This is a genomic window from Pseudomonas sp. RC4D1, assembly GCF_018390395.1.
In the GTDB taxonomy this organism is placed as follows: Bacteria; Pseudomonadota; Gammaproteobacteria; order Pseudomonadales; family Pseudomonadaceae; genus Aquipseudomonas; species Aquipseudomonas danubii.
Genome location: NZ_JAHBAW010000002.1, coordinates 603,735 through 624,566 on the forward strand (window position 1 = coordinate 603,735; position 20,832 = coordinate 624,566).

Annotated in this window: 18 protein-coding genes and 1 pseudogene; 6 read left to right on the top strand and 13 right to left on the bottom strand. The window is 66.2% G+C overall.

Going from position 1 to position 20,832, the window contains the following annotated elements; all coding sequences use genetic code 11:
• Positions 1 to 5 precede the first annotated feature (5 nt).
• Positions 6 to 623 carry a translesion DNA synthesis-associated protein ImuA gene (gene imuA / locus KHO49_RS18420; protein WP_110596669.1) on the bottom strand — a complete coding sequence of 206 codons (618 nt, stop codon included), beginning with the start codon at positions 621 to 623 and terminating at the stop codon, positions 6 to 8.
• Complete coding sequence (gene lexA, locus KHO49_RS18425; RefSeq protein ID WP_102881589.1) at positions 623 to 1,240, bottom strand: transcriptional repressor LexA; 618 nt, start codon at positions 1,238 to 1,240, stop codon at positions 623 to 625. Before lexA ends, imuA begins: the two co-directional genes overlap by 1 nt.
• Before the next feature lie 166 nt (positions 1,241 to 1,406).
• Here lexA and KHO49_RS18430 point away from each other — a divergent pair, with 166 nt between their 5' ends.
• Together KHO49_RS18430 and KHO49_RS18435 are read left to right on the top strand one after the other, a co-directional pair.
• Positions 1,407 to 1,697 (top strand): type II toxin-antitoxin system ParD family antitoxin, encoded by a 291-nt coding sequence (locus tag KHO49_RS18430; RefSeq protein ID WP_213665595.1) that lies wholly within the window; start codon positions 1,407 to 1,409, stop codon positions 1,695 to 1,697.
• A gap of 16 nt (positions 1,698 to 1,713) precedes the next feature.
• Positions 1,714 to 2,054 (top strand): annotated as a pseudogene (locus KHO49_RS18435) (type II toxin-antitoxin system RelE/ParE family toxin).
• A 61-nt stretch (positions 2,055 to 2,115) separates the two neighbouring features.
• Here KHO49_RS18435 and KHO49_RS18440 read toward each other — a convergent pair.
• From KHO49_RS18440 to KHO49_RS18450, 3 genes are all read right to left on the bottom strand, one after another.
• Positions 2,116 to 3,084, bottom strand: a complete 969-nt coding sequence (locus tag KHO49_RS18440; RefSeq protein WP_213665981.1) for a Gfo/Idh/MocA family protein — start codon at positions 3,082 to 3,084, stop codon at positions 2,116 to 2,118.
• 17 nt (positions 3,085 to 3,101) lie between these two features.
• Positions 3,102 to 3,989, bottom strand: a complete 888-nt coding sequence (locus KHO49_RS18445) for a Dyp-type peroxidase (protein WP_213665596.1) — start codon at positions 3,987 to 3,989, stop codon at positions 3,102 to 3,104.
• A 264-nt stretch (positions 3,990 to 4,253) separates the two neighbouring features.
• Entirely contained in the window at positions 4,254 to 5,291 is a 1,038-nt protein-coding gene (locus KHO49_RS18450) for an AraC family transcriptional regulator (protein WP_102881593.1), read from the bottom strand.
• A gap of 260 nt (positions 5,292 to 5,551) precedes the next feature.
• Between KHO49_RS18450 and KHO49_RS18455 the strand changes: the two genes are divergently transcribed.
• Positions 5,552 to 6,502, top strand: coding sequence for a SphA family protein (locus KHO49_RS18455; RefSeq protein ID WP_213665597.1), 951 nt, complete (start codon positions 5,552 to 5,554; stop codon positions 6,500 to 6,502).
• 112 nt (positions 6,503 to 6,614) lie between these two features.
• Here the strand turns inward: KHO49_RS18455 and KHO49_RS18460 are convergent, their stop codons facing one another.
• The 8 genes from KHO49_RS18460 to KHO49_RS18495 form a co-directional block, all read right to left on the bottom strand.
• Complete coding sequence (locus tag KHO49_RS18460; protein WP_213665982.1) at positions 6,615 to 7,820, bottom strand: DSD1 family PLP-dependent enzyme; 1,206 nt, start codon at positions 7,818 to 7,820, stop codon at positions 6,615 to 6,617.
• A gap of 85 nt (positions 7,821 to 7,905) precedes the next feature.
• The gene (locus KHO49_RS18465; RefSeq protein ID WP_213665983.1) at positions 7,906 to 9,234 is read right to left on the bottom strand and encodes a D-arabinono-1,4-lactone oxidase; all 1,329 of its coding nucleotides are present in this window, start codon (positions 9,232 to 9,234) and stop codon (positions 7,906 to 7,908) included.
• Between the two features lie 85 nt (positions 9,235 to 9,319).
• On the bottom strand, positions 9,320 to 9,742 hold the full coding sequence (locus KHO49_RS18470; protein WP_249735683.1) for a c-type cytochrome: 423 nt from the start codon (positions 9,740 to 9,742) through the stop codon (positions 9,320 to 9,322).
• Positions 9,743 to 9,943: 201 nt separating this feature from the next.
• Positions 9,944 to 10,765, bottom strand: a complete 822-nt coding sequence (locus KHO49_RS18475) for an energy transducer TonB (protein ID WP_102881596.1) — start codon at positions 10,763 to 10,765, stop codon at positions 9,944 to 9,946.
• On the bottom strand, positions 10,762 to 11,208 hold the full coding sequence (gene tolR / locus KHO49_RS18480) for a protein TolR (RefSeq protein WP_102881597.1): 447 nt from the start codon (positions 11,206 to 11,208) through the stop codon (positions 10,762 to 10,764). The genes KHO49_RS18475 and tolR overlap by 4 nt, the downstream gene beginning before the upstream one ends.
• 16 nt (positions 11,209 to 11,224) lie before the next feature.
• Positions 11,225 to 11,935: a protein TolQ gene (tolQ, locus tag KHO49_RS18485; RefSeq protein ID WP_102881598.1), complete on the bottom strand. Its 711-nt coding sequence runs from the start codon at positions 11,933 to 11,935 to the stop codon at positions 11,225 to 11,227.
• Between the two features lie 81 nt (positions 11,936 to 12,016).
• On the bottom strand, positions 12,017 to 13,957 hold the full coding sequence (locus KHO49_RS18490; RefSeq protein WP_110596663.1) for a phytase: 1,941 nt from the start codon (positions 13,955 to 13,957) through the stop codon (positions 12,017 to 12,019).
• A 39-nt stretch (positions 13,958 to 13,996) separates the two neighbouring features.
• The gene (locus KHO49_RS18495) at positions 13,997 to 16,519 is read right to left on the bottom strand and encodes a TonB-dependent receptor (protein ID WP_110596662.1); all 2,523 of its coding nucleotides are present in this window, start codon (positions 16,517 to 16,519) and stop codon (positions 13,997 to 13,999) included.
• 464 nt (positions 16,520 to 16,983) lie between these two features.
• On the opposite strand from KHO49_RS18495, the gene KHO49_RS18500 reads away from it, so the two are divergent.
• From KHO49_RS18500 to KHO49_RS18510, 3 genes are all read left to right on the top strand, one after another.
• A complete protein-coding gene (locus tag KHO49_RS18500; RefSeq protein ID WP_110596661.1) occupies positions 16,984 to 17,898 on the top strand; it encodes a GGDEF domain-containing protein in 915 nt (304 codons plus the stop codon).
• Positions 17,899 to 17,907: 9 nt separating this feature from the next.
• The gene (locus tag KHO49_RS18505) at positions 17,908 to 18,945 is read left to right on the top strand and encodes an AraC family transcriptional regulator (protein ID WP_110596660.1); all 1,038 of its coding nucleotides are present in this window, start codon (positions 17,908 to 17,910) and stop codon (positions 18,943 to 18,945) included.
• A gap of 140 nt (positions 18,946 to 19,085) precedes the next feature.
• Entirely contained in the window at positions 19,086 to 20,711 is a 1,626-nt protein-coding gene (locus KHO49_RS18510; protein ID WP_123394537.1) for an NADP-dependent glyceraldehyde-3-phosphate dehydrogenase, read from the top strand.
• Positions 20,712 to 20,832: the final 121 nt, after the last annotated feature.

Here is a 20,832-nt window from a genome sequence, read left to right on the forward strand (position 1 = left end):
CAACCTCAGTGCCCGGCGGGCCAGGCAATAGGCGCCGGATGGGCCAGTCCGCCCCGGCACTTGAGCACCCGCAACTGCACAGGGCGGCCCTGCACGCTGATCCTCAAGGCCGCCGGCGACGGGTTGTGCGCGGCGTCCAGGGGCCGGTAGGCGAAGGCCAGGGTCTGGCCGCTTTCCGCCGCCACCTGCAAGCGCCGCAGGGCGCGGTCGTCGACTTGTTGCGGCCAGCACAGCACCGCGCCGCAACTGCCGGAACGCAGGCATTGCTCGGCGGCCCACAGGGCATCGCGCTCCCCGGCCTGGATGATCGACAGCTGGCGCACATCCACCCCGGCGTTCTGCCAGGCCTGGGGATAGGGCACGAACGGTGGCGCCACCAGCACCACCCGCTCCCCCGCCATGGTCAGCCGCGCCAGGCTCGGCCACAGCAACTGCAGCTCGCCCAGGCCCTGGGCGGCAATGAGAATTTCCGTCAGCGCCGCCTCCGGCCAGCCGCCCGTGGGCAGCACCGCATCCAAAGCAGCATGCCCCGTCGGGTGCAGGCTGACCGGCGCAGCCGCCGGGCGGCCTTTCCATACCCGTCCGCCATTGAACAGGGTATCCAGTGCGACCACGGCGCCCATCAGCCTGGCCTCACCAGACCGCAGAACACACCTTCGATAAACAGTTCGTGGTCGTCGGTAACCTCGATCGGCTGATAGGCCGGGTTGCGCGGCAACAGGCGAATGCCCTGCCCCTTGCGCTCGAAACGCTTGATGGTGACCTCGCCGTCCAGGCGGGCGATCACCGTCTGGCCGTTGCGCACCTCACTGCTGCGGCGCACCGCCACCAGATCGCCGTCGAGGATGCCGTCATCGATCATCGAATCGCCCTGGACCCGCAGCAGGTAATCCGGAGTGCGGGAGAACATCCCCGGGTCCAGCCACAACTGACCGTGTATTTCGGCATCGACGCCAATCGGCGCACCGGCGGCCACCCGCCCCAGCACCGGGATCTCCAGCAGCTCCGGGCGCCGCGGCTGATTGAGCAGGCGAATGCCCCGGGCCTGATGGGGGTTGACCTCGATAAACCCGGCCTCGGTCAGCGCCAGCACATGCTTGCGCGCCACGCTGCGCGAGGCAAAACCGAACGCCTCGCTGATTTCAGCGAGGCTCGGGGGCTGGCCGTGATCGGCGATGCGTTCGCGGATAAAGGTCAGGATGGCACTGCGGCGGGGAGATAAAGTCGTCATGGAGTACATTTGTACTCCTCTCGGATTTATCTGACAAGAACCGCCAATCAGTCCCGCGAGAAACCAGCGTAGAAGTCGATGAACGCCCGCAGCCAGCGGTCGTCAAACACCCTTCACGGCTGAATCCGGCCGCCAGCCAACGTCCTTCCTCACACGCCCAGCCCAGGAGCACGACATGCCAACGCGAAACGTTGTCCTCACCGCCCACCAAGAGCAGCTCATCAACAACCTGGTCAAATCCGGTCGCTATCAGAACGCCAGCGAGGTCATGCGCGAAGGTTTGCGTCTGCTGGAACAACGGGTTGCCGAGGACGCGGCGAAAATCGAGGCATTGCGCCAAGCCACTGCGATCGGTATCGCGGACCTGCAACAAGGACGCTTCAGCCAGGTGCGGGAAGAAAACCTGCAGCAATACCTGGATGAGCTGGGACGGGAAGCGGTCGCCACGGATCAAGAGCAACACTGAGAGGGTCCAGTAGCGGATCTCCAATGCAGCCCGAACCGACATCGTCGACGCACTGCGGTTTTCCCAAAGACACTTTGGCGAAGCGGCCCAGGTCCGCTATCAGGCCTTGATCCTGCGAGCCCTGCACGATCTCGCCAGCAACCCACAGCACGTTGGCAACCATGAGCGTGACGACATCGCAACGGGCCTTCGCAGCTACCACCTGTTTATCCCCGCCAACACTCCCGGCACCCTCAAGCCCAGGTCAAGAAACCACGACATGTCCTGTTTTATCGAGTGATCGATGAGAGCCTGATCGAAGTGGTCAGGTTGCTGCATGACGCCATGGACGTTCAGTTGCACCTGCCTGCCCAATGATCGGCGCCTGCGCAGGAGCCGGCTTGCCGGCGAAGAGGCCCGAAAGGCGGACGCCCCGGGATCAGCCGCGCTGCAGAATCTGGTCCATCACCCAATCGGTCTTCAGGGCTTCGCTGGCCAGGGCCGGGTGCCGGGTCTGGCCGCGAATATGGGCGTTCATGCCCTGCACGTGATGCCACTGGATGTGCACGGGGTTGTCGATGACCAGGCTCAGGGTCTCTTCGGCTTCAAGTTGCAACGGATGCTCGTCGAACACGGAAAAGCTGATGCGCCCCTGGCTGCCGATGATCTCCACGCGGTCCACCCGGCGGTCGGCGACGAAGTTCCATGCGCCGCTGCCCAGGGCCCCGCAAGCGAAGCGCCAGCTGGCGCTGACTGCATCCTCGGCGGCATACAGCCCGGCCTGGCGAGAGCTGATGCCGGCCACCTCGACGATGTCCCCCAGCAGGTACTGGAACAGGTCCAAGCCATGGCTGGCCAAATCGGCGAAATAACCGCCACCGGCAATCTGTGGGTCGGTCCGCCAGTTGGCCGCGCCGCTGCGGTCGGCCTCGGAAGCGGCCTTGCTCAGGCTCCAGTGCAGGTGCCGGACCTCACCGATGCGCCCGTCCGCCAGCCATTGCCGCACCTGCCGGAAACGCGGCAGGGAACGCCGGTAATAGGCCACGAACAAGTGCAGTCCGGCCTGCTCGAAGGCCTGCTGCATGGCCAGGCTTTGCCCGGCATGCAGGGCCATGGGCTTTTCCACGCAGCAATGCTTGCCGGCGGCGGCCACTTGCAGGCTGTAGGCGTAATGGCTGTCGGGGGGCGTGGCGATGTACACCGCGTCCACCTCGGGGTCGTCGATCAGGGCCTGTGCATCGGTGTACCAGCGGGCAATGCCGTGGCGCTGCGCATAGTCGCGCACCGCCTCGGGGCGGCGGCCCATCACCGCCACCAGCGTCGAACCCGGAACCTTGTAGAAGGCCGGGCCGCTCTTGCGCTCGGTGACACTGCCGCAACCGATCATGCCCCAGCGTACGGTGGGCAGCGACCCGACCTCGGTGTTCATTTCGGCGCTTGCAGCGCGCGCAGATCGAGCTGACCGTTGTGCAGCGGCGGGCACCAGTAGTAGCCACCGGTGATCGGCCGGCTCATGCGGTACAGGCCGTCGACGATGCCGTCTTCCAGGCCGCTCATGCGCCGCAGCTGGACTTCGAAGGCGTTCAGGCTGTGACCGAAGGCGAGGAACATCAGGCCGCCCTTGCCACCTTCGATCCAGGGCATCGAACGGCGCACCATGAAGGCCTCCGGGGTGAAGCTTTCCTGGGCAGTGCGCTTGACGTGGGCCGATTCCGGGGCATCGTCCAGTTCTTCGTTATCGCTCAGGCGCCGGCCGATGATGTGGTCGCGCTCTTGCTGGTGCATCGCGGCAAAGCCCTTGAAGTCGTGCTGCCACTGCTGGATCGCGGCAAAACTGCCACCGCGCAGGCCGTCTTCACCCTCGGCCAGCGCCGCGGCCACGGCGGCCTCTTCATGAGGGTTCTCGGTGCCATCTTCATAACCGGTCAGGTCGTGACCGCTCTTGTGGCGGAAGGCTTCCTGCATGCCGACCAGACGAAAGGCCGGGGCCAGCGCGGCCTCCAGCTCGTTGCTGCGGTGCAGCAGCTCGCCGCGATCATCTCCGTGCAGCCAGACCCACAGCGCGTGCTGGGTCGAAGGGTTGTCGACGCCCACGCCGGTCAGCGCCGGAAACGCCTTGAGCCCTTGCACCCGAGCGCCCAGGGCCTTGACCAGCGAGGCGCCAAAGCCTGCCACCGCCGTTGCGCCGTCCACCCGTGCCAGCAACTGGTCAAGGGCCTGGGGCAACGCCTCGATGGACTCAAGGGCAAAGAACAGGTGACGGGCCTGGGACGGAACGGGTGCAGCGAGGATGCCGGGCTGGTAGTAACTCATGGGAACTCCTGAATAAAGGCCGCGAGTTTACCGCCCTGAGCTGTCGGCGTCAGCGTCGATACAGACAGGCGCGCAGCGGCGATGCAAGGCCGTGGTGAAAATGCCGGGCCGGGATCTGTGTAGCCGCTGCCGCAGGCTGCGAACGGCTCGAAGGGCCGCCAGCCTCTCAAGGCCGCTGGAGGCTCGACGGGCGATCGCCAAGCAAGGCCCTGCGGGCCTTTGCGCAGCCTCGCCGAGGCTCGGCAGCGGTTACAGGGGCGCTCTTCAATGCAGTGCCGCTTCTTCGCGAAAGGCGCTGGGGCTCAGCCCGGTCCAGCGCTTGAAGGCCCGGCGGAAACTGCGCACGTCGCTGTAACCCACCTCTTCGGTGATGCGTTCGATGGACAGCTCCGGGTTGCCCAAGAGGTTCAGGGTCCGCGCCTGGCGCACCCGCTCCAGCAGGGCTTCGAAGGTCAGGCCGTGTTCGGTCAGGCGCCGGCGCAGGGTGCGCCCGCTCATGTTCAGGTCCCCCGCCACCTGCTCGATATGGCTGCCGGCCCGCAGGTCACGGCTCAGGGCGCGCTCCACCGCCTGGATCAGGTCCATCTTCTGGTGCACCTGGGCGCTTTCCAGCTCCAGCAGCTTGAGGGCCTGGCGCAGGGCCACCGGGTGATGATTGGGCAAGGGCATCTGCAGCCAGCGGGCCTCGATCACCATGCGCGCGTGCAGGCAGCCGAAGCGGACGTGGGGGCCCAGCAACTGCCCGTAGAGCTCGGCGTAGGCCGGCGCGGCATGCATGAACTCAACCCGCAGGGCCTGGAAATCCCTGCTCAGCAGGGCCCGGCCATAGATCAGCAGGCTGGCGAAGAACTCTTCCGCAGCAAAGATCTGCACCTCGCCGTAGGGCAGGCGGCATTGCAACTCGACAAAGAACTCCTGGCCCTGACGCCCGAGATCGGCGCTGACGATGGTCCCAGAGGTGTGCTGATGACGGATGCCCAGCTCGAAGGCGTCCCCCAGGGTCCGGCACAGGGACAGGGCATGCCCCAGCAAGCCCAGGGTGCCCAGCACATTGCGACTGCCGACCCAGAGCCCCAGGCCTTGCTGGGGCAGCGCCGCCAGAGCGCGCTCGATCATCGCCACCGCCTGGCGGTAGGAGATGCGCAGGGTCGGGTCCTGCAGGTCTTCCAGGGTGAAGCCCAGGCCGCGACACAGGCGTTCGGCGCTGATCCCTTTGTCAGTGGCGACGTCCGCCAGGGTCTGCAACAGGAAGGGTGAAACCAGGGCCAACTGGTCGTGGGGATCGACGGCTTTGATGTGCATGGGTATCGGCTTCCGGGCCGCTTGAGCGGCTGTTTTTATTGTCTGCTACGGCCGGTGCCAAGGCATCACCGACCGCTGCAGCATATCCCGTCCCACGGGGTTTTACGGAGGAATGTAACAAAGCATTGCGGCCTGTCCGACAAAGTTCCCCTCCCTGTCCGCCAATACCCTGCCCCACGCCCGGCCCAAGGCTTATTTCTATGGGGCCTGCGGCGCGCCTGCCGCCGCGTTCCTCACTAACAATAAGAATGAGCCCAACCATGCACCCGACCCGCCTCACTCGCTCTCTGCCCCTGCACCTGGGCATAGCCCTGGCCGCCTGCGCCAGCCTGAATGCCCTGGCCAGCGAATCCGGGGTCGACAACATCGGCCCCGGCACCGACGGCTTCTACGTGCTGCCCCTGAGCCCCGACCAGCTCCCGGAACACATGTTCGCCTTCAACCTCTACTACAACCACTACCAGGCCAAGAAGCTCGACATCAGCGCCTTTGGCGGCAAGGTGCAGGAAGTCAAGATCACCTCCGACGCGATCATCCCGCGCCTGGATTACCTGAGCCCGCTGCGGGTCTTCGGCGGCCGCCTGGGGGGCTACGTGGCCCAGCCCTACCTGCGCCAACAGGTGTCGCTGTACGGCCAGAGCGACCGCCGCGAAAGCATGGGCGACACCACCTTCGCGCCGATCATTCTCTGGGACCTGGGGCCCAGCCTGACCCTGGGCGCGGCCGTGGAAGTGACCCTGCCCACGGGCCAATACGATGCCGAGCGGCTGGCCAACACCAGCAACAACTTCACCACCTACAAGCCGCTGTTCTCCATGACCTGGCTGCCCAGCGAACGCACCGAGCTGTCGTTCAAGACCACCTACAGCTTCAACCGGGAAAACCACGCCACCGACTACCGTTCCGGGCAGATCTTGCACTTCGACTACTCGGCCAGCTACCGCCTGACCGACAACCTGAGCCTGGGGCTCAACGGCTACTACCTGAAGCAGACCAGCGACGACAAGCAATACGGCAAGACCGTGACCTTCATGGGCGAGGACGTGAGTGACGGGGTGCGCGGGCAAGTGTTCGCCATCGGCCCGGCGCTGCACCTGCGCTTTCTTGAATACGCCAGCGCGGAAATTCGCTGGGCCAAGGAATTCGACGTGGAAAACCGCCCCGAGGGCGACATGCTCTGGGCCAAGCTGAGCATTCCTTTTGCCCTGTGAAACCCGCGGCAGACTTGAAGCCGCTACGGGTTCGGCGGGAGATCGCCAAGCAAGGCCCTGCGGGCCTTTGCGCAGCCTCGCCAAAGCTCGGCAGCGGCTACAGGGCGTGGGATCAGTACACCGGCCAGCGTTCGACGATGCGCCCGCCGCGCAGCGCCAGCAGGTCGCCAAATTGCAGGAGCACCGCTTCGCTCTGCTGCGGACGCAGGAAGACCTGGTCGTCCACCTGCAGGCCCACGGCGCGGGAGCCGTTGACCATCTCCTGGTTGGAGCTGCGACCGAACAGCTGGTTGCTCTGCAAGCCCGCCGGCGATTCGAAATCCGCCAGCCAGTGGCCGCCATAGATGAAGAAGGTCTGGCGCTGGTTGCGGTCCCACCAGGACAACAGCCGCGACTGGTCGTCCAGGGCCGGAATCCGCACCGGCCCGGTGCTCTTGAGCACCGGGGTGGCGATAAAGGCAGCCGGCACATGCTGCTCCAGGGAGGGCAGGTCGTAGTGACTGGGCTTGAGCAGCGCAGTGCCCACCGAGACCTCGCTGCTCAGGCGTTCCTGCTCGTGCCGGCGATAGCTGGGGCTGCCGGCGGTGTTCAGGGTCAGCTCGGCCTGCCACAGCGCCGGGTACTGCTGACGGGTGAAATCGGCAAAGCCGTTGTAGCGCTGCATGACCTTATCGAACAGGCTTTGCGGCGACCCGAGAATCCCCGGTACGCCCATGTCGACAAAGGGGTCGTAGCCCATGAACCCGGCAAACTCCAGGTGCCGGGGGTTGGCGCTGATCAGCGCCAGCATCCGCCCGAGCACGGCGTGGTCCGCCACGCCGCCACGGTGCAGCCCCACATCCAGCTCGATGTTGATGCGCATCCGCGTGCCCAGGCCTTGGGCCAGCCCCAGGTATTGCTGCAGGCGTTCGGGGGTATCGAGCAGCCATTGCAGTTGCCGGCGCGGGTCGAACGGGCCCTTGAGCTGCTGGTAGAAGCGCTCGGCGGCGCGGATCGGCAAGGGTTTGCCCAGGAGGATATCGGCGTCGGCAAACACCTCGGCGTCATGGTTGAGAAACGGCTGGTGGAAGGACATCAGGCGCCGGGTGCCGGCACGCTGGGCGATATAGGCCAGGAGCCCCGGCGACGGCAGGGATTTTTCCACCAGGCGCAGGTGCTTGCCGCCGCGCTGCACCGATTGCATGACCACATCGATGTTGTGGTCCAGGCGATCCAGGTCGATCAGCATCACCGGCTGCATCGGCCCGTTGGCCTTGAGCTCGCGATTGAGTTCGGCGAAATACGGGCTGTAGGGCGCTCCCCGGTCGCCGGGCCGCAGCCAGGCACCGACACCGGCCAGCAACACACCGGCCCCCAGGGTGCCGGCCATGAAATGACGACGGTTCATGGGTCTGATCTCCTGTTCACGCCACACCCAGCACCGAGGCCAGGTGGGCGTTGATGAATTTGCCTTGCGGGTCCAGCGCCTGACGCACCTTGGCGAAGGCCGACCATTGCGGGTACAGCCCCTGCAGGGTGCGGGCATTGAGGCTGTGGTGCTTGCCCCAGTGCGGACGCCCCTGGTACTTCCAGAAGATCGGCTCCACCGCGGCGAAGAAGTTGTGGTGATCCATGCTGTAGTGCTGATGCACCGAGATCGAGCAACTGTCGCGCCCCTCGAACATGCTCAGGGGAATGTCGTCGGCCTTGACGTAGCGGTACTCGATGGGAAACCAGGTGCGCAGGTCCTTGTCGCGGATCAGCGCCAGGATCTCCCGCAGGCACTGCGGCCCCAGGTGCGCCGGCACCGAGTACTCCATCTCGTTGAAACGCACGCTGCGCACATTGGCGTAGACCTGATAGGAATCCCCCACCCGCTCATCGAACCGGGCCAGCCAGCGCAGGCTGTTGAGCAGGTGGCGGCGAGTGTCGGGGAAGTCGCTGACGTACTTGTCGAGGTTCTCGATCAGGCTGACGAACTCGTTGCCGCCCTCCTCGGCCGGGTCCCTGGGTGGGGTCGCCGGGTCGTCGGTCTCATTCAGGGCCACCGCCAGGGCGTAGTCGGAATGGGTGACCACGAGCATTTCCCAGTGCTGGTTGTCGCGAAGGTTGTTGGCCATGTCTTCCAGCAGTTCATCGGTCCTGGCGATCCATTGTTTTTCCCGCAGGCGATAGGCGGCGCGGTTCTGCAGGCGCACCCGGGTCGCCACCCCCAGTGCCCCGAGGGACACCCGGGCGACGTGGAACACCTCGGCGTTGCGCTGGGGATCGCAGTCCAGCACCTCGCCGCTGGCGGTCACTAGTTGCAGCCCGCAGACCTGGGACGAATAGGAGCCAAAGCCGATCCCGGTGCCGTGGGTCGAAGTGGAAATCGCCCCGGCCAGGGTCTGGTAGTCGATATCCGCCATGTTCCACAACGCCTGCCCCACCTCCTTGAGGGCCGGGCCCATCAGCGACATCGGCGTGCCGGCGGCGAACTCGGCTTGCAGGGTCTGCGGATCGTGGGCCAGCAGGCCATTGAAATAGGCCAGGGACAGCAAGGTGCCGTCGGTGGGCACCAGGGCGCTGAAGGAGTGGCCGGAGCCCACTGGGCGGATCTTGCCCGGGGCCTGGCGGATCGACTGGCGCAACTCATCCAGGTCCTTGGGCGCCAGCCGCGCTGCGGGCAGGCAGCTTTGCGCGCCGGACCAATTGCGCCAAGGGATCAGCCGCGGGGGCCGGGCCAGCTCGGCCAGCAGCGGGTTGCTGCACAGCGCGCCGAAGGCGCCGAGGGCGCCGGCGCCTTGCAGCAGCCGGCGTCGAGAGAGGTGCATGTGCATAAACGAAGACCTTGTCTTTTTATTGGAATGAATGGCCGGACATGAAGCTGATCAGGGCCAGGAACTGCGCTTCGCTGCACTGCATGCACAGGCCCATGGGGGGCATGCCCTGGTAGCCGTTGATGCTGTGATCGAGCAGGGTATCGGCGCCCTGGGCCAGGCGCGGGGCCCAGGCCTTGGCGTCGCCGGCCAGGGGCGCACCGGAGGCCGGGTTGGCGTGGCACAGCTGGCAGCTGCTGGCGTAGACCTGGGCCAGGGCCGGGTCGGCCGGGCTCAGACGCGCAGCGTCGAGTGGCGCAGCGTCGAGGCGCACGGCGGCAGGCGGTTCAGCCTCGCCGCAAGCGCTCAGCAGCAGGCCCAGAAACAGGCCCAGGGCGCTGCGAATCAGCAGGCAAGAGGGACGCCGCAACGGGCGCGAACAGGCGGGGGTGACAGTGGGCATCGGTGGTCCTCAGTGCGGCCAGGGCAAAGGGCCCGCCCCGACAACAGAGGCGGCCCCTATTGAGCAACACTAAGACACCCGCCCCCTGGGGTTGAGGGCATTGGCGGCCAGCCAAGGGTGCAGGGTCGGCCAGCCAAGGGAGCTGAGTCGGTCCGCCAGGAGGCTGCCTGGACGGTAACGGACGCACGCCGCCCCCGCGCCTTACTGGATCCGATAGTGGAAGGTGTTGCGCACCGCCGGCACCGTCACCGCCTGGCCATCGATCAGCCGTGGCTGGTAACGGAAAGTCGCCACCGCCGCCAGGGACGGGCGCATGAACAGCGGATGGCAACCGTCGATGACCCTGGGGTTCTCCACCCGCCCCTGGGGATTGACGCTGTATTCCACGGTGCAGTCGCCTTCCAGGTTCTTGTCCAGGGCCCGTTGCGGGTAGTCCGGGGCCTCCTTGCTCAGGGGCTGGTACTGGCGACTGTCGGCCGCCGCCTGGGCCGCCTGCCGGCGCGCGCGCTCGGCGGCCAGCCGCGACTGTTCGGCGCGCTGGGCCTGTGCTTGTTCCTGGGCCACACGTTGCTCGGTATCGCGCTGGCGCTGCTCGGCCTCCAGGCGCTCGCGCTGCTGGCGCTGCTGCTCTTGCAGCTGCTCACGTTTCTTGTCTTCCACCCGCTTGCGCGCCAGGGCCGCCTGCTCCAGCTTCTGCGCCTGCACCTGGGGGTCTACCCGGGGCCTGACCGGCTCCGGCGCAGCCGCGGGCAGTGGCAGTGGCGGTGGCGGCGGCGCCACCTCGGCCAGCGCCGGCAGCGGTTCCGCGGGGGCGGCAGGCGGCGCCAGCATCACCAGTTGGGTGGTCAGTACCGCCGGCGCCTCGACCTGCGGTTTGTCCACCGACCAGCCCAGCACCAGCGCCACCAGCACTCCGGCGTGCAGGGCCAGGGCCAGGCTGGCCGCCAGGCTGTTGCGCCAGAAGCCGGATGCCTCGGGCCGCAGGGGCATCGCGGTGGGGTTGTGCATGATCATCGCCGTCATTGCGGGGCCTCGGTCACCAGCCCCAGGTTGTGCACCCCGCCCTGCTGCAACGCCGCCATGGCCGCCACCACGCTGGAATAGGCGGCGTCCTGATCGGCGCGGATGTACACCTGGGTATCGCCGCGCTGGGCAATCACCTGGGCCACCTTGGCGCGCATCTGCTCCAGGTCCACGGCGCTGTCGGTCTGGTGCCGAGTGTCCAGTTCGCTGCCCAGGTTCCAGTAGTAACCACCCTCGGCTTTCACCGACAGAGTGAGGATCTGCTGGCGGCTGTCGGTGGCCAGGGCCTCGCTGGCGACCTTGGGCAATTCGATCTTCACCCCCTGGGTGAGCATCGGCGCGGTGACCATGAAGATCACCAGCAGCACCAGCATCACATCGATGTAGGGCACCACGTTCATTTCCGCCTTGGGTCCGTGCTTGCGTTGCGGCCTGACTAACATCGGCTTGCTCCTTCTCTCAGGCCGCCACGGCCAAGTGGCTCGGGGTGCCCTGCAAGGTGCGGTGCAGGCGCACCTGCAGTTCGTTGCCAAAGGCGTAGTAGCGGGTCAGCAGGGTCTGGCTGCGGGCCGAGAAGCGGTTGTAGGCGATCACCGCGGGAATCGCCGCGAACAGGCCGATGGCGGTGGCGATCAGCGCCTCGGCGATGCCCGGGGCCACGGTGGACAGGGTCGCCTGTTGCACCTGGGACAAGCCGAGGAAGGAATTCATGATCCCCCATACGGTGCCGAACAGGCCGATATAGGGGCTCACCGAACCCACCGTGGCGAGAAACTGCAGGCCTTGTTCCAAGCGGGTTTCCTGTTCGCTGATGGCCACGTACAGGGCCCGCTCCACGCCTTCCAGCACGCCTTCGCCGTTACCGCCGGACTGGCCGCGCAGGTGGCCAAATTCCTGGTAGCCGGCGACGAAGATCGGCTCCACGCCGCCTTCGCCATCAGCCTGCGGGGCCACTTCGCGGTACAGCGGCAGCAGCTCGGGCGCGGCGCGAAAGCGTTGGACGAAGGTGTTGCAGCGGCGTTCACAGGCGCGCAGCACGGCGCCGCGCTGGATGATCAGGTACCAGCTGAGCAGGGACGCCAGGAGCAAGGTCAGCATGACCGCCTTGACCAACAAACTGGCATCGCTGATCAGCCCCCAGATGCTCATGTGTTCGAGTGTGGCCTGCATGGTGAAACTCCTTCTCGGCTGCCCGCCAGGGCTGGCGGGGCTATTCGATGACATTCAAATGACCGGGTGATGACAACCGGCTCAGGGCAGTTTCAGGGCCTGGGTAACCTCGGCCCAGGGCACGAACTTGAAGTTCTGGGTCTGCTCGGGCATGCGCTTTCGCCCGTCCTGGACCACCAGCAAACCCTGGCTCCAAGGCCCGCCGAGGTTGGCCGAGGTGACTTCCAGGCCATCGGTTTCCGAGGCGCCGTCGATCCCCGCCTGGGCGTTGAGGCTGACCCGGAACGCGCCATGGGAGGCGTACGGTGGCTCGGCGTCCAGCACCAGGTAGCTGTCGTTGCCCTGGCTGGAAATCACCAGATAATCCCGAGCGCTGCTCTGATACAGCGCCAGGCCCTCGACATCGGCCTGCAACAGGCCGCCGACCTTGATCACGCTGTGCAGGGTCGCCGGCTGCTCGGGCCGGGCGTCCAGGGCCCAGACGCCAACATCCTCCTCACCGAGGAACAGCCGCTGGCGCTGGTCATCGGCGACACAGCCCTCGGGCTGGCTGGCCACCTTGAACTGGCGCACCAGCTCGCCCTGGGCAATGCCGGACGGTGCACTCAGGCGGTACTGGAGGAAGGTGCCGTCCTTGTCGTTGGCAATGGCATAGAGCTCGCCGCTGGCGGGCTGGAACAGGCAAATGCCGTAGATGTCCTTGAGCGGCGTGGCGATCTCCCCGGCTTCGCGCAACTCGCCGCTGGCGCGGTCAATGGCGAACAGGCTGAGGCTGTTGTGATCGCGATTGCTGGCCACGGCCAGGTCCACGGCCTGCTCGCCGAGCTTGAAGTTGGGGCGCACGTCGACGTTGTTCAAACGCCCCACTGCCAGTTCCTGCAGCAGCTTGCCCTGCAGGTCGTAGGCCAGCAGGCCCTGCTTCTTGTTGGTGCCCAGCACTCGGCTCAGGGACGGCTGCTGCGGGTGGACCCAGATCGCCGGATCATCAGCGGCATCGCCCTGGCGCCCCACCGGCTCGCTCTGCACCGCCGCCTGCACGATGGGCAGTACCGGCGGCAAGGCCATCGGGGTGGCCCGCCAGTTCAACTGGCCCTGGTACAGGCGCCCGTCTTCATCGTCACGCAGAAGCACCTGCAGGCCCTTGGCGCTGGTACGCAGGGCAATGTTTTCCGGCTCCTTGAGGCCGCTCAGGGGCAGCGTGGCCTGGGCGGCCCAGCCCTTTTCCTGTTGCTGATAAAGGTGCAGTTGCGCGGCTTTCGGGTCCAGGCCCAGCACCCCACCCGGCACCAGGGCCATGGCCCCGGCGCTTTTCTTGATCTCGCCGAAAGGCGCGCGTAGGGCCACCGGCTGACGCAGGGTGTCGGCTTCGGCATGGGCCGGGTAGGCCCACCAGCCGACATTCTGTTCATTGACCAGCAGTTGCTGGGCGGCGTCGTCCACCTGGCAGAACTTGGCCTCTGGCGGCAGTGGCAAGCCACGCACCCGCTGCGGCTCGGTGCTCAGTTGTGCGCCATGGCCCACCAGCCATTGCTCGCCCTTGCCCTCCTCGCCCACCAGGAACAGGAACAGGTTGCTGGCCTCGTCGCGGTACAGACACAGGCCGTTGACCGGGTAGTCCCGGGTGGGCAGGTACAGCGGCTGGCCCCAGGTGCGGGTGGCCGGGTCAAGGCTCACCAGCAGCGCTTGCTGACGCTGGTTGTCGAGGCTGGCCACCAGCATTTGCTGGCCGGCGGCGCGGCTGTCCAGGCCGTTGAACGAGCCCTTGAAGCGGGCCAGCTGACGGCCCTGTTCATCCAGCAGCAACAGGCCTTCGCGTTCACTGGCCAGCAACCGGTCGGTGCCCGTGCCCGCAGGCACAAAGCCCAGGCCGGTGACGCCCGAGGTCTGCTCGGCCCAGGGTTTGAGGTTCAGGCCCGGCACGCTGGGGGCGGCCAGGGCCATGCTGCTGGCCAAGGCGACGCCACCGGTCAAGCCAATGCACAGGCCCAGCAGGCGGTTTCTTGCGGTCAATACAGTGCTCATCACAATCCTTGAGTGTGCTGTCGGGCAAGGGCCCGCTACTTAGAAATGGGTGAAGGTCAGGCCGAGCTTGTAGGTCGGGCCGTATTCCTCGTACTGGGCGTTGTAGGAGCGGTTGCCGGTGTAGACGAAGTACGGCTGGTCGGTGAGGTTCTGCGCCTCGAAACTCAGTTGCAGGTGCTTGGTCAGGGCGTACTTGGCGCTGAAGTCGACGAAGGTCTGGGCGTCCACGTGCAGGTCGTGGGCCTTGTCGCTGATGGAGGCCAGTTCATAGAGGTAGGCCGACTTGTAGTTGGCCGACAGGCGCAGGCTGAGCTTGTCGTCTTCCCAGCCGAGCATCAGGTTGCCCACGGTGTCCGACTGGTTGGGCAGGTCGATGTCGCGCTTGCGGTTGACCCCGGCCTTCTGGTCGAAGCCCTCGATGCTCGCGCTGGAGCGGCTGAAGGTGCTGTTGGCGCCCAGCAGCAGGCCGTTCCACGGCGCCGGCAGCCAGTCGAATTTCTGCGAATAGGCCAGTTCCAGGCCGTACAGCTTGGCGCTGTCGCCGTTGGCGAAGGTGTGCGCCTCGGAGAACCCGCTCCAGGCGCCGGTGCCGGCCAGGTCGGTGTTGTAGACGAAGTTCTGGATGTCCTTGTAGAACACGAAGGCCGAGACGCTGCCGGCGCGGCCCATGTAGTGCTCGATGCCCAGGTCCAGGTTGCTCGACTCCAGGGGCTTGAGGTCGGGGTTGCCGAAGGTCGCCTCGTCGCCGTCGATGACAAAGCCCGGGGCCAGTTGGCCGAAGGTCGGGCGCACCACGCTCTTGGTCCAGGCCGCGCGCAGCTGGGTGTTCTTGTCCAGCTGGTAGCGCGCATGCAGCCCCGGCAGCCAGTGCTGGTAGCGGCGTTGGGTGTCGGTGGCGGTGAAGGCGCCGTCGGTGACCCCGGTGCCCTTGGCCTCGAACTCGGTGCCCTCGTAGCGCAGGCCGGCGATGAAGCGCCAGTCGTCGATGTCCAGGGTGTTCATGAAGTAGCCGGCGTTGATGTCTTCGCGGATCTTGAAGTCGTTGACCCGGGATTCTTCCTCGTCGTAGAAGGCCGCCTGATTCAGGCCGCCGATCAGTTGCTTGATGGCGCCGCCGCTGATGCCCGGGCCGAAGCGGCCGAGGGAATAGTCCACGCTGCCTTTCTGGAACTGCCCGAGGTTGAGCTGCTGGTCGGTAAAGCCCAGGGTGTCGAAGTCCTTGTAGACCCAGGCTTCCAGGTCGTTGTCCTTGTTGCGCCGGCTGAGCTTGCCACCGAACTTGAACTGCGCGGCGTAGCCACTCAAGTCATAGTCCCGGGCCAGGTCCAGGCGCAGGTTCTTCTCGGTGTCGGTGGTCTTCTGCTGTTCCCAGTCGACCTTGTCCAGGGTGAAGTTGGCCGGGTCATAGAAACCGGCGCCGATCACCGGGCGCGGCTTGCCGTTGTCGTAGAAGCCGCTGTCGGAAAAATCGCTGTTGCCCTTGAAGGTGGCTCCGGCGATATGCGCCGGGCTGTCTTCGCTGGAGCGGCTGTAGCCGGTCTGGCCGCTGAGGGTCCACAGGCCCAGCTGGCGCTCGCCGCCGAACACGTAGGACTGGATCTCCTGGGTTTCCTCGCGCTGCTTGAGCTTGCGCTTGGCCTCGGCGTCGCCGCGCTCCCCGGCGGCCAGGGGGTCGGCGAACTCGATGCTGGTGGAGTTGCGGGTTTCGCTGTCCTTGTAGCGGCTGTACAGGGTACGCAAGTAGTAGCTGCTGCTGTCGTCGGGCTTGTAGTCGAAGTTCAGGCCGCCACCGGCACGCTCGCGGCTGATGGCGTAGTCGCGCTGCTCGAATTCCTGCAGCTTGGCGCCTTGTTCGAAGTCCCAGGCGCCGCCGGTCTCGACGTTGTCGGAGCCGAAATCGCGTTTCTGCCAGCTCAGGGCCGCGGCCACGCCGAAGTTGTCGACGCCGTCGCCGAGGCTGAAGCGGTTGCTCGCCGCGCCGGAGAATTTCGGGCTGGTCTGGCGGGTGTTCTGGTCGTAGCTGGCCTCGCTGCTGCCGCTGTAGAACAGGCCCTTGTGGTCGAAGGCCGAGAGGCTTTTCACGTCCACGGTGCCGCCCAGGGAGTTGGCGTCCATGTCCGGGGTCAGGGTCTTGATCACCGACAGCGACTGCACCAGCTCCGAGGGCAGTACATCCAGGGCCACGGCGCGGCGCGCGCTTTCCGGCGAGGGCACCAGGGTGCCGTTGATGGTCACGCTGTTGAGGTCCGGGCCCAGGCCGCGGACGCTGACAAAGCGCCCTTCGCCCTGGTCGCGCTCGATGCTGATGCCCGGCAGGCGCTGCGCCGCCTCGGCAACGTTCTGGTCCGGCAACTGGGCCACGCCGTCGGCGTGCACCACGCTTTCGATGCTGTCCGAACGTCGTTGCTCCTTGAGCGCCTGATCGATGCTGGCCGCCTGGCCTACCACTTGCACGTGCTCGGTGGCGGCCGTTTCGGCGGCGCTCAAGCGTTCACTGGCGATGGCCATGGCCAGCGCGGTCAAGGTAAAGCTGACAAGCCCGGGACTGCTGCGCTTGTACATGATGGTCCTCCCCCAAGAGTCCGCTAACGCCGGGCAAGGGGCCCGGCAACTGGGAGGGCACGCTAGGGATGACGAATGACGGTTCTGTGACAGGGTCGAGCGACGGGTAACGTAAACACCCTTTTGCCCGCAGATCGGTCGGCACAATGAGCTGAAATGACCTGTGATTCAGCGTCTGATAGCAGACTGGGACTGGGCTCGCGACCGTTTGCGCCGCGGCGGCTGCCGGGCAATTGCGGTGGCTGGCTGGAGCAGTCGCGGGCAGGCTTTAGGTGCGCTGCGCACGCCAGTATGAGCAGGCATCCTCGCCACCTAAGGCGAATTCAGCGAGGCTTGTGTCGGCAAAAAAAACGCCACCGGCGTGAGCTGATTCGACCTCTCAGCGGTTTCTCCCGACGTCACCGCACTGTCACAAACATCTGCTGTGCTGGCGCCCTCTCACTCCCGGCAAAAGGATCGCGGCCATGTTCTGCGTGCTCAACCCCCACCGTTGGAAACTGGCCGCGCTGTTGCTGGCGGCCAACGCCGGGCTGCTGTTGCATCTGGCTTGCGGCACGCTGAAACCGGTCAGCGAGTGGCAATGGCTGGACATCATCGGCGAAGGCGGTTCGGCGCTGCTGGCCCTGGTCTGGCTCGCGCTGGTGCTCAAGAGCCGCCCTGCCGGGCGGGTCACCCACTACCTGGCCCTGGGCCTGAGCTGCATTTTCTTTTCCTGGTGGATCGACAGCCTCGACGAGTTCATCCGCCTGCCTCCCAGCATCACCTGGGACCACTGGCTGGAATCGGCGCCGATGCCCATCGGCATGATCCTGCTGACCATCGGCATCTACCATTGGCACCGCGAACAGCTGGCCATCAGCGCGCAGATGGAAAAGAAGGAACGGCTGTTTCGCGAGCACCGCCAGTTCGACAAGCTCACCCCGCTAGCCGGCGCCGACTACCTCAAGCGCGAGCTGGCCGCCAGCCTGCAAGACAGTCGCCGCCAACAGCAGCCCTTGTCGCTGCTGGCCCTGGACCTGGACCACTTCGCCGCGATCAACCAGGACTACGGCCACGCCGAAGGGGATGCGGTGCTGCAAGCCCTGAGCCATGTGCTGCTGCTCAACCTGCGACGCCAGGACCTGCTGTGCCGGCTGGCCGGCGACCGCTTCGTGGTGCTGCTGCCCAACACCGGCGAGAGCCAGGCGCGACTGCTGGCCCTGGAACTGCAACAGGCGGTTCAGGGACTGGCGCACAAGACCCGGCAACACGGCGAGCGCCTGCACCTGGCGGCCAGCACCGCGGTGGTGATGGCCCTGGAGGAGACCCCGGAGGTCCTGCTCAAACGCCTCAATCTGGCCCTGGCCCGAGCCAAGCAGCCCCTGGCGAAAACCGCCTGAGGCGCCATCATGACCGTGAAGACCCACTGGTACGAAGCCGATACCCGCTTCATCCCCGGGCACTATCAACCGGCGGCGCTGATCGACCTGGCGCTGTCGCGGGACATCGACAGCCATCGCCTGCTGCGCGGCACCGGGCTGTTCCACGAGGACATCCTCGCCGGCCAGACCCGTCTCAGCCCGCAGCAGTTCCTGGCGCTGATCGGCAACAGCCGGCGCCTGCTGGACGCCGACGACAGCAGTTTCCTGTTTGGCCAGCGCCTGCTGCCCGGGCACTACGGCGCCGCCAGCCATGCCTTGCGCCATGCCCAGAACCTGCATCAGGCCCTGGACACCCTGGTGCAGCAGCAGGCCCTGCTCAGCCCCCTGCTGAGCCCACGCCTGGTGCTGGATGAGCAGCATGCCTATTGCTACTGGCTGGACAGCTGCGGCGCCGGCGAGCACGGGCGCTTCCTGCTGGAAGCCAGCATGACTTCGCTGGTGGCCATGAGTCAGTGGCTGGCCGGCCAGCGCCTGCCCTGGGAATGCAGCTTCAGCCATGCCGAGCCGCGCTACGTCGAGCAGTACTGGGTGCACCTGGGGGAACAGACCCAGTTCCAGCGCCCCCTGGACCTGATGCGCATTCCTCGGGAATACCTGACCCGGCCCTGGCCCGGCACCTCGGCCACCGCCGGCCAAGTGGCGCGCCAGGAAGCCGCCGAGCACCTGCGGCAGTTGGGGTTTTCCACGAGCTTCCTCGACGCCCTGTACCGCTACCTGCAAGCCAATGTGCGCAGTGCGCCAAGCCTGGAACAGGCGGCCCAGGCCTTTGTAATGAGCCCGGCGACCCTCAAGCGCAAGCTGAGCAAGCACCACAGCGGCTACCAGCAGCAAGTGGATCGGGTGCGCAAACACGTGGCCCTGTACCTGTACCAGATCAAGGGCTGGAGCAACGAGGCAGTGGCCGAGTACCTGAACTTCAATGACCCGGCCAACTTCCGCCGCTCCTTCAAGCGCTGGACCGGCAGCACCCCGACCCTGATCCGGCAGTTGCTGGGCGACAGCTGAAACGTTTAACCTCGAACCATGACCGCGGGTGTGCCAACTGCACAAAGCGCTAAAGCCGCAGGCCATTCAGGCGTATAAACCTTGGAGCGATGGCGCCACTGTCATCCGCGCCGCAGCCATTTCCAACACGGGGTAGAGTCATGACCACAGCCAATGTCCTCAACAACCTGTTTCCTGCTGCCGCCGACATCCCCGAAGCCTATCGCCTGCCCGATCCGGTGGAGCAGCGCGACTACCTGGTAGACGGTGAACTGCGCACCTGGAACGGCCCCCTGGCCCAGGTCCGCAGCCCGATCTACTTGAGCGGCGCCGACGGCGACCAGCAAGTGATTCTCGGCAGCACGCCGCTGCTGGACGCTGATACCGCCCTCACCGCCCTGGACGCCGCCGTGCGCGCCTACGACCGCGGCCAGGGCGCCTGGCCAACGATGCGCGTGGCTGAGCGCATCCAGCACGTGGAAGCCTTCCTGGCGCGCATGCGCGAACAGCGCACAGCAGTGGTCAAGTTGCTGATGTGGGAAATCGGCAAGAACCTCAAGGACTCGGAAAAGGAGTTCGACCGCACCTGCGACTACATCGTCGACACCATCGGCGCGCTCAAGGAACTGGACCGGCGCTCCAGCCGCTTCGAACTGGAACAGGACACCCTCGGCCAGATCCGCCGCGTGCCCCTGGGCGTGGCCCTGTGCATGGGCCCCTACAACTACCCGCTGAACGAAACCTTCACCACCCTGATCCCGGCGCTGATCATGGGCAACACCGTGGTGTTCAAGCCGGCCAAGCTCGGCGTGCTGCTGATCCGGCCGTTGCTCGAAGCCTTCCGCGACAGCTTCCCGGCCGGGGTGATCAACGTCATCTACGGCAGCGGCCGCGAGACCGTCAGCGCGCTGATGGCCAGCGGCAAGATCGACATCTTCGCCTTCATCGGCACCAACAAGGCCGCCAGCGACCTGAAGAAACTCCACCCCAAGCCGCACCGCCTGCGCGCGGCCCTGGGCCTGGACGCGAAGAACCCGGGAATCGTGCTGCCCGATGCCGACCTGGACAACGCAGTCAGCGAGGCCGTTACCGGCGCGCTGTCGTTCAACGGCCAGCGCTGCACCGCGCTGAAGATCCTGTTCGTCCATGAAAGCGTGGTGGAGCGCTTTATCCAGCAGTTCAACGCCAAGCTGCAAGGCCTCAAGCCGGGCATGCCCTGGGAGCCGGGCGTGGCCCTGACGCCACTGCCGGAAAACACCAAGGTCGATTACCTGCACGCCCTGGTGGCCGATGCCCAGGCCCACGGCGCCCAGGTGGTGAACCCCCATGGCGGCGAGTCCCGGGCGTCGTTCTTCTACCCGGCGGTGCTGTACCCGGTGAACCCGCAGATGCGCGTCTACCACGAGGAACAGTTCGGCCCGGTGGTGCCCATCGTGCCCTACCGCGACCTGGACACGGTGATCGACTACGTCCTGGAATCGGACTTCGGCCAGCAACTGAGCCTGTTCGGCAGCGACCCGGCAGTGATCGGCCGGCTGGTGGACACCTTCGCCAACCAGGTCGGGCGGATCAACATCAACGCCCAGTGCCAGCGCGGCCCGGACACCTTCCCCTTCAACGGTCGCAAGAACTCCGCCGAGGGCACGTTGTCGGTGCATGATGCGTTGCGCACCTTCTCGATCCGCACCCTGGTGGCCACCAAGTTCCAGGAGCGCAACAAACAGCTGATCAGCGACATCATCCGCAATCGCGACTCCAGCTTCCTGACCACCGACTACATTTTCTGAAGCGCCTGGCCGGGGCTCGCCACGCGGCGAGTCACGGCTACTGATTCAGCCACTCATCAGCTATTGGAGAAACCGGTCTGGGCCCGTTCAAACACCTGCGGGGCATCCACCTGCCGCCCTT